Source organism: Streptomyces sp. NPDC003034 (assembly GCF_053591375.1).
Genome location: NZ_JBSFTS010000062.1, coordinates 1 through 1,507 on the forward strand (window position 1 = coordinate 1; position 1,507 = coordinate 1,507).

General features: G+C 68.3%; 2 protein-coding genes. Both read left to right on the plus strand.

The window, feature by feature from the left end; all coding sequences use genetic code 11:
* Positions 1 to 6: 6 nt before the first annotated feature.
* Entirely contained in the window at positions 7 to 903 is an 897-nt protein-coding gene (locus ACWDX7_RS28395; protein WP_451752059.1) for an FAD binding domain-containing protein, read from the plus strand.
* Positions 904 to 905: 2 nt separating this feature from the next.
* The coding region (locus ACWDX7_RS28400) for a (2Fe-2S)-binding protein (RefSeq protein ID WP_451752057.1) at positions 906 to 1,507 on the plus strand (602 nt) is incomplete at its 3' end.

Here is a 1,507-nt window from a genome sequence, read left to right on the forward strand (position 1 = left end):
CCGCTCATGGACTTCCTTCGCCCCGCCAGCTGGGAGGAGGCGCTCGCCGCTAAGGCCGAGTTCCCCACAGCTGTGCCGATTGCGGGTGGCACCGATGTGATGGTCGAGATCAACTTCGATCACCGTCGGCCGGAGTACCTCCTGGACCTGAACCGCATCGGTCTGCTGCGGGAGTGGGAGGTCGGCGAGGACGTTGTCCGTCTGGGCGCCTCCGTCCCGTACACGCAGATCATGGAGAACCTCCGGTCGGAGCTGCCGGGTCTCGCGCTCGCCTCGCACACGGTCGCGTCCCCGCAGATCCGCAACCGCGGCGGTGTCGGTGGCAACCTCGGTTGTGCCTCGCCGGCCGGTGACTCGCATCCCGCGCTGCTGGCTGCGGGCGCCGAGGTGGAGGTGGAGTCGGTACGCGGTTCGCGGCTGATCCCGATCGATGAGTTCTACACGGGTGTCAAGCGCAACGCGCTGGCGGCCGATGAGCTGATCAAGAGCGTCCACATCAAGAAGGCGGACGGCCCGCAGCAGTACTCCAAGGTGGGTTCCCGCAACGCGATGGTGATCGCGGTGTGTGCGTTCGGCCTGGCGCTTCACCCCGAGTCCCGCACGGTGCGTACCGGTATCGGGTCGGCGGCGCCGACCCCGATCCGGGCGAAGGCTGCGGAGGAGTTCTTGAACGCCGCGCTGGAAGAGGGCGGTTTCTGGGAGTCGGGCAAGGTCATCACTCCGTCGATCGCCAAGCAGTTCGGTGATCTGGCGTCGGGTGCGGCCAACCCGATCGACGATGTCCGCGGCACGGCGAAGTACCGCCGGCACGCGGTTGGAATCATGGCTCGCCGCCAGCTGGTCTGGACCTGGGAGCAGTACCGCGGTACCGGCAACGGCCGCTCGCTTGAAGGGGCTGCGTAATCATGCGCGTCAATTTCACGGTCAACGGCCGTCAGCAGGAAGCCGACGATGTCTGGGAGGGCGAGTCCCTTCTGTACGTGCTGCGGGAGCGGCTGGGTCTGCCGGGTTCGAAGAACGCCTGTGAGCAGGGTGAGTGCGGTTCGTGCACCGTGCGTCTGGATGGTGTGCCGGTGTGTTCCTGTCTGGTCGCGGCCGGTCAGGTCGAGGGCCGCGATGTGGTGACGGTCGAGGGTCTGGCGGAGTTCGCCCGCCAGCGCGAGGAGCACGCCAAGGGCGGTTCCTGCGGTACCGGCGGCGGTTGCGGGAGCAAGGACGGCGTCTCGCTGGACGCGGCCAAGCAGTGGCAGGCGCACGGGTCCTCGCGGGCCGGTGACTCGCAGACGGGTGAGGGTGCTGCGCTCTCCAACATCCAGCAGGCGTTCATCGACGCCGGCGCCGTGCAGTGCGGTTTCTGCACCCCGGGTCTGCTGGTGCAGGCGGACGCGCTGCTGGAGGAGAACTCCTCCCCGTCCGACCAGGACATCCGTGAGGCCCTGTCCGGCAACCTCTGCCGCTGCACGGGCTACGAGAAGATCCTCGACGCGGTCCGCCTCGCGGCCGCCCG